At 51.7% G+C, this 5,051-nt stretch carries 8 protein-coding genes; 4 read left to right on the forward strand and 4 right to left on the reverse strand.

What is annotated here, in order from left to right; all coding sequences use genetic code 11:
- A partial coding sequence (locus Q0231_RS12195) for a TauD/TfdA family dioxygenase (protein WP_299347855.1) occupies positions 1–448 on the reverse strand: 448 nt, incomplete at its 3' end.
- Entirely contained in the window at positions 424–1,485 is a 1,062-nt protein-coding gene (locus tag Q0231_RS12200) for a hypothetical protein (RefSeq protein WP_299347856.1), read from the reverse strand. The genes Q0231_RS12200 and Q0231_RS12195, both read right to left, overlap by 25 nt.
- Before the next feature lie 106 nt (positions 1,486–1,591).
- Here Q0231_RS12200 and ispH point away from each other — a divergent pair, with 106 nt between their 5' ends.
- The 3 genes from ispH to rnhA are packed head-to-tail and all read left to right on the forward strand — an operon-like array spanning position 1,592 to position 3,500.
- Entirely contained in the window at positions 1,592–2,545 is a 954-nt protein-coding gene (gene ispH / locus Q0231_RS12205) for a 4-hydroxy-3-methylbut-2-enyl diphosphate reductase (RefSeq protein WP_299347857.1), read from the forward strand.
- Entirely contained in the window at positions 2,546–3,067 is a 522-nt protein-coding gene (locus Q0231_RS12210) for a GNAT family N-acetyltransferase (RefSeq protein WP_299347858.1), read from the forward strand.
- Positions 3,060–3,500 carry a ribonuclease HI gene (gene rnhA / locus Q0231_RS12215; protein WP_269392484.1) on the forward strand — a complete coding sequence of 147 codons (441 nt, stop codon included), beginning with the start codon at positions 3,060–3,062 and terminating at the stop codon, positions 3,498–3,500. The genes Q0231_RS12210 and rnhA overlap by 8 nt, the downstream gene beginning before the upstream one ends.
- An 11-nt stretch (positions 3,501–3,511) precedes the next feature.
- On the opposite strand, the gene Q0231_RS12220 is transcribed toward rnhA, so the two are convergent.
- Positions 3,512–3,802 carry a hypothetical protein gene (locus tag Q0231_RS12220; protein ID WP_299347859.1) on the reverse strand — a complete coding sequence of 97 codons (291 nt, stop codon included), beginning with the start codon at positions 3,800–3,802 and terminating at the stop codon, positions 3,512–3,514.
- A gap of 86 nt (positions 3,803–3,888) precedes the next feature.
- A complete protein-coding gene (locus Q0231_RS12225) occupies positions 3,889–4,314 on the reverse strand; it encodes an arginase family protein (RefSeq protein WP_299347860.1) in 426 nt (141 codons plus the stop codon).
- Here Q0231_RS12225 and Q0231_RS12230 point away from each other — a divergent pair.
- On the forward strand, positions 4,313–5,051 hold a 739-nt coding region (locus tag Q0231_RS12230; RefSeq protein ID WP_367274494.1), incomplete at its 3' end, for a calcium-binding protein. The two genes, Q0231_RS12225 and Q0231_RS12230, sit on opposite strands and share 2 nt — an antisense overlap.

Consider the following 5,051-nt stretch of genomic DNA (forward strand, 5'->3'; position numbering starts at 1 on the left):
TTACCGGCATGGCGCCGACTTCGAGCGGGTCGCCGTCCCAGATCACCAGATCGCCTGGTTCCCATTCGTGGCTGTATGTGAAATCCGGCCCGGTTGCCCAATCGCGCAGCCCATGGAGAATCTCTGCGCTTTCCATCGTAGACTTGCCTTTCACTGAATGGGCCGTGTTGCCCAGAACCAACGATTTGCGGCCAGATTTGTGTTCCCACACCAAGGGCAATTCAGCTTCGCCAATGCCCATGTAATTCTTCAGCAAATCGATGCTGGGTTCGGGTGTGTGGTAGAACAAGGTTGCCCACGGAGCGTGGATCACGGTCAACTTGTCATACTCGGCCTTCTTATCCTCTGGCAGCGCATCATAGGCAGCGTATGTGTTGGAAAAGCCGGTATTGCCCGTGCCTTTGGGCGAGGGCACCTTGCAGGTCAGCAGTGAGGCAAGGATCGGCACTTCATTGCGCGTGCCGTCAATATGCCAGCTGCGGCCTGCATACCTTCAATATCTGAGGGGCCTGTTTCTACGCTTACCAAAATGCAGTCTTTGCCGCGCGCGCGATAGCGTGATGCATCTTCGGACGAAAACACAATCGCTCCACTTGCCGCCCCGGGGGAAACGCCCAGGCCATTCGCCAATGCGGCAACACGTTTTTTGCCCGTTAGGCGCGGGTGCAAAATTTGGGGCAATTGAGCGGGGTCGATTTCAGACACCGCTTTTCGTGGTGTCCAGTCCCCGCTATTCACTCGATCAATCGCAGCTTCAAGGTTTGCTGAAATACTTGCCTGCACAGGGCGTGCAGACAAAAATACCAGTTCCCCGTTTTCTTCGACCACCAAACACACCATATGTGCGCCGGCCAAACCGTCCATTTTGCGGCAAAAGCGACGAGCGGTAACTGGATTTGCGAACTGAGGCAGCTCTGATTGACCATGTAGTTTGACCGGACCAAGCTCACCGGTGCTTAAATCACGCGTAAGAATTGAGAACGGTTTTTGCTCCGTTGCTGCTTGCACGAGAACGATTTGTTCTTTGGAAAGGTCGCGCCCCGTATCGATTGTCCAGACGGGTGTGCCATGCAGATACGACTCAAATGCACGGTCAATCGCGCGCGCCAATGGCTTTGAAGGGTCTGCGGCTTCGCTTTCGCGTTTTGGCGCGTCGACTTTGCCCCGTACCCTAGCCAACCCGGCCATATGGGTTTGCGCTGCGGTGCGTACAACAAGCTTTGGCGGCTCCTCGCCTTTTGGGACGAGCTTAAATAGCGCAGCAATCCAGCTGGTGTGCAGCGGACTACCCGGCTTTGCTTCCTTAACTGCTTCCCAGGCTTGGCGTGTGATGCAAATGGTTGGGCAAACCCTTTGGCCCGATTTGGCCATTGCAAAAACCCATGCCGCTTTTCCCACCACCAATCGCTCTTGTTCTCGCGACAAAAGCGGGCGTTCGTTCACCGGTGCGATCGCGAACATTTGTTGGGATATGGTAAGAGACACTACAGCTCGACCTAGATTGCGTAACAGATTCTGTTTAGTATGACTTAGTGTCGCCGTAAAGTGCAACAAACTTGACACCAGTTCTAGAACAAAGCATCTCACATCTATGGCAAAAAAAAGTTCTTTGGAAATATTACTTTGTGCACCACGCGGTTTTTGCGCTGGTGTTGATCGTGCAATTCAAATTGTCGAGCTCGCGCTGCAAAAATACGGCGCGCCCGTTTATGTACGCCACGAGATTGTGCACAACAAATATGTGGTCGATGGCCTAAAGGCAAAAGGGGCTATATTTGTTGAAGAATTAGAGGAGATTCCAGATACGGATGCACCTGTAATCTTCTCCGCGCACGGCGTGGCCAAAAGCGTTCCCGCACAAGCCAAACACCGCAATATGTTCTACTTGGACGCTACCTGCCCTCTTGTTTCCAAAGTACATGTGGAGGCCCAGCGCCATTTTGAAGCTGGTTACGAGATTATTCTGATTGGCCACCAAGGACATCCAGAAGTTGTTGGCACAATGGGCCAATTGCCAGACGGCGCAATAAGCTTGATTGAAACAGTTGAAGACGTCGCTAGCTTCACCCCAAAGAGTGATCAAAAACTAGCGTTTGTGACACAAACCACTCTGTCGCTTGATGATACGGCAGCAATTGTTGCAGCTTTGCGCCAAAGATTTCCCGAAATTGCAGCACCGCACAAAGAAGATATTTGCTACGCGACGACCAATCGGCAAGAAGCGGTTAAAGTAGTTGCGCCCTTGGTTGACGCCATGATTGTGGTGGGGGCACCAAACTCTTCCAACTCTATGCGCCTAGTTGAGGTTGCCGATCGTGGTGGCTGTTCAAAGTCAATGCTCGTGCAGCGCGCAAGCGAGATCAAATGGGAACTGTTTGAGGGCATTAAATCTTTGGGCATTACTGCTGGTGCCTCGGCGCCCGAAGAATTGGTTGACGAAATCATCACCGCGTTCGGCGAACGGTTTGACATTACGGTATCGGTAAAAGTCACCGCGACAGAAAACATAGCTTTCAATGTACCCCGTGAACTTCGGATTGCCTAAATGGGCCACCCGCAACTGATTTTGCAATCTGAACGGTTGGCGTTCAGCACTTGGTCACCAAGCCAAATTGGTGACGTTATTGCTTTGCACGGCGATTTAGCGGTCACCCAACACCTCTCGGGTCGCATTGAAGATGAAGCCGATGCCAAAAGGCGCATGGGTGTCTGGGCAGATGAGTTTGAGAAATATGGTTGGTGCAAGTTCCGCGTAATGCGCAAGTCAGATGGGGCGTTTATTGGCCGGGCGGGGTTTGGGCTAGAGCAAGGCGAACCTGAAATTGGCTATGCGATATCACATGCGGAATGGGGAAAAGGATACGCTCAAGAAGCTGCATTTGCGCTACGCGATTGGATATTTCGCGCCACTGATCACCAATCCTTTATCGGCTATGCCTTCACTCAGAATTTGGCCTCCGTGCATATTCTTAAAAAAATTGGCATGCAGTTTACGCACACAGACGTCGACGACTCAGGTAAAGAACTCAGCTTCCACAAACTGACAAAAGAACAATGGCATGGCTGAGCGGGTTTCAATTTTCACAGATGGTGCATGTTCGGGCAATCCGGGCCCTGGTGGCTGGGGCGCGCTTTTGCGTTTTAACGGCACGGAAAAAGAACTGTGTGGTGGAGAAGCACTGACCACAAACAACCGCATGGAGTTGTTGGCGGCTATTGAATCACTCAACGCTTTGAAGCGTTCATGCGAGATCGACCTTTATACGGACAGCCAATACGTCAAAGGCGGCGTGACCGGCTGGATGCACAATTGGAAGCGTAACGGCTGGAAAACTGCAGCTAAAAAACCGGTTAAAAACGAGGATTTGTGGCGTTTACTTGATTCAGCACTTGAGCGACATAAAATCGAGTTTCATTGGGTAAAGGGCCACGCCGGGCACGAAGGCAATGAGCGGGCAGATGAATTGGCCAACAGGGGCATGGCACCGTTTAAGTCTTAGTGGCGCAGCTTTTAATTCACCGCACAGATTGGCTGACCGTCTTTGACGATGATCAATTGCTCACCTGCGTAGCGCCGGTCTTGAACGCGGTCAAAAGCATCTTCGGCCATCCAAATATTGTTTGAACAGAAATAAGCTGACGTGCAAGCTTTGCTTGCTTTGGCTTCGCATTCTGCTTTCTTTGACCACCCAATCTCGGCAGCGCTCGAAGACTTTAACTCAAAGTTTGCAGCTGTTGCTGCACTTGAGCCGATCAACAACAGTCCCACAAACAAAGATTTTGCAGCCGATTTTTTACTCATTGATACTCTCGTTCTGACAATCTTTAGAACACTAGGTGTTTGCGCCACATTCATCTATCGGAATATAGTGAATGAATTGTTTGCGTTTAGCCGCCAACAAGCAATCGGCCCATGATTTCTTTTGCCAAACGCGCAGCGACCATGGCGGTCATATTGTTGATATCGCGATGGGGGTTCAACTCGACAATATCGGCACCAACCAATGGCCCTTCAAAGCGATGGACCAAATTGATCACCTGACGCGATGAAAAACCGCCGGGCTCGTGATGGGAAACGCCCGGAGCGAATGCGGGGTCCAAGCCGTCAAGGTCCACAGACAGATAGACGGGCCCATCAAATCCCAATTGCGCATTGTCGTCCCAATCTTTCATCTCGATAATCTCAACGCCAAAGCGCGCGGCCTGTTCGCGTTGATGATCGTTTAGGGTGCGAATGCCAACTTGCAACAATCGAGAAATTCGGCCGGTTTCCATCAACCGCGCAAACGGTTTTGAAGAACTGGAATCATTCATGGCCAGCAGCACGCTTGAAGCGGATGAATACACCGACATTGACACATTCATCTTTTCTGGCCAATCCGCCACTGGCGGGCGTCTGAACGTGCGAGGTGTGACGGAAGATGATCTGTTCATTTTCGAAAGCGATGCAGGCCGCAATGATGAATTCATCCGTTTTGAGGCGAATTCAGTAGGCCAATCCCTGACGTTTGAAATGCGCGCCACAGCCGAAGATGACGGTCAGATCGAATTTGTCGCGAACGGAAACGGCAACAGTGCCTCGGCCATCGGGTTCACCGGCAACAACAGCTTTGATGAGGTGACGATCCATTCAACCGGCATGAATGAGGATGCAAACCTGATCCACTCGATTGGCACCAATGGCAACTTTTACGCATTCAATAACACCGATGGCCCAACGAATTTCAACATCACCGGCGGGCAGGATTTGACCATCACGGCGGCCAAAGGGGTCGAGCTAAACAGGAGTGACGACGAACGCGGCTTTGCCGAAAGCGTCAATCTGGATGGATCGGGTGCAACGGGTGATTTGCGGATCGCGGGATCAGCGGTCAATGACGCGATTGAGGGCGGATCGGGGGATGATATCCTTTATGGTCTGGGCGGTGATGACATCCTGACGGGCAACGATGGCGCGGATCAGTTCCGGTTCACCAACTGGAGCGGCACGGACGAGATTATTGATTTCGTCTCAGATGAGGATGTGATCGGCCTCAACCGTATTGATTTCA

The organism is uncultured Maritalea sp., assembly GCF_937139385.1.
GTDB lineage: Bacteria > Pseudomonadota > Alphaproteobacteria > Rhizobiales > Devosiaceae > Maritalea > Maritalea porphyrae_A.

Bases quoted from the DNA above. Each gene is read 5' to 3' on its own strand.
- ispH (WP_299347857.1), top strand. From the start codon at position 1,592: ATGGCAAAAAAAAGTTCTTTGGAAATATTACTTTGTGCACCACGCGGT.
- Q0231_RS12210 (WP_299347858.1), top strand. From the start codon at position 2,546: ATGGGCCACCCGCAACTGATTTTGCAATCTGAACGGTTGGCGTTCAGC.
- rnhA (WP_269392484.1), top strand. From the start codon at position 3,060: ATGGCTGAGCGGGTTTCAATTTTCACAGATGGTGCATGTTCGGGCAAT.
- Q0231_RS12220 (WP_299347859.1), bottom strand. From the start codon at position 3,802: ATGAGTAAAAAATCGGCTGCAAAATCTTTGTTTGTGGGACTGTTGTTG.
- Q0231_RS12225 (WP_299347860.1), bottom strand. From the start codon at position 4,314: ATGAATGATTCCAGTTCTTCAAAACCGTTTGCGCGGTTGATGGAAACC.